The sequence below is a fragment of the Alicyclobacillus sendaiensis NBRC 100866 genome (genome assembly GCF_001552675.1).
Lineage (GTDB): Bacteria > Bacillota > Bacilli > Alicyclobacillales > Alicyclobacillaceae > Alicyclobacillus > Alicyclobacillus sendaiensis.
Map to the genome: position 1 here is coordinate 1 of NZ_BCRQ01000134.1, position 1,327 is coordinate 1,327.

General features: G+C 51.2%; 1 protein-coding gene. It reads right to left on the minus strand.

Going from position 1 to position 1,327, the window contains the following annotated elements:
* Window positions 1–454: 454 nt before the first annotated feature.
* Window positions 455–1,327, minus strand: an 873-nt coding sequence (locus AS26_RS14515; RefSeq protein ID WP_169793517.1) for a hypothetical protein, incomplete at its 5' end; no start/stop codon positions are given.

The following is a 1,327-nucleotide window of genomic DNA, read 5'->3' on the forward strand; positions in this document are numbered from 1 at the left end:
TGCGATGCGCAAGGTGTGGTTCGGTTGACGCTTACTCGGGAGGCGACGTATATCGCATTTCTCCAGCGCTTGCTGGAGGCGGAGCAAGAAGAACGGCACAGCCGGGCCATGCAGGCTCGGCTGCGATCAAACGCGACATGATGCCCGCAGAGGCTCCATGTCAAGCATGGAACACAGCACACGGGCTGCGAGGTCCCGATTTCGAGAGATCAAGTGTGCAGGTGCAAGACCGACTCGCTTAGTGTGCGGACAACTAGAGTTTCACACCGTTACCCAGATCGTCTGATCGCTAAGGGTACGAGCCGAGGTATGTCAAGCCCCCTTGCCCTGTGGTTACTGGGCACATCCAGTTATAGAAACTTGGGATAAAACTCCTTCGCCATGCCGAGAACATCACGCTACTGAATAGTTCTCAGTCCTCCGACAGGACACGTACTGTCCATACTGATTTGTATCACGAAAATCCCTCCGTATAAACCCGCGTATCAGTGTTTCCTGGCGTCCAGACCCGTATTTCAATGCTGTCACGCTGGTACATTCCAGCTGGGCTGAGCTTCGAGAACCAAAATCCTGAAAAGGGAGAAGTTATAGCATTGACCGGGATGGAAAATTTGAAACTAATGTATGTCGGTTGTTTGACGTTTCGCACTACTACCCGTTTAAGCAGTTCGTTTTTGTCCGCGTCCCAAACCTCAACATTTACAGGACCTTTGCTTGACATCCGCAGGCTTGCATCATGCACCCCAGGCGACAGTCGAGCGTACAGTTGTGAAGTGACATATCCAGGCTTTGCTCCGCTTTCCTCATACCATTCACTGGAAGGACCGCGCATCTCAGGTCTTCCTTCTTGGCTTGGAAGTGCCCATGCAGGTAGGGCCCGCTCGTTTAAGGGCAAATAAAGATTCGTTCCACGCTCGGCTTTATAATCCGCAAAAACCCAAATGTTTTGGTTGTAGCTTATGAGCTTGAAGTCTGGAGACGACGCCAACGAAGCAATTCGCGACAGAGCCAGTGGGATCGACGCTACGTTTGAGCCTGTGTACGGGCCAACGATAGCGTATACTTTACTGCTATTAACCGGTATCAATTGCTCGCTTTGTGTAACAGGTAGCTTCCACCACGGGTAGACCCATTGTCTACCCGCAAAGCGGCCTATGAAACCCTGCGATGTGACGACCTCGGCACTTGTGGGAAGAACGGTCTCAAGATATGCTAATGTCCGAGATGCAGGTTTACTGATTAGGTACCAGTGCGAAACAACATCTGGTGTCCAAACTGCAAACCAGACCAGGAGATTGAGTGACATTGGTAAAGAGAGCATCCATAG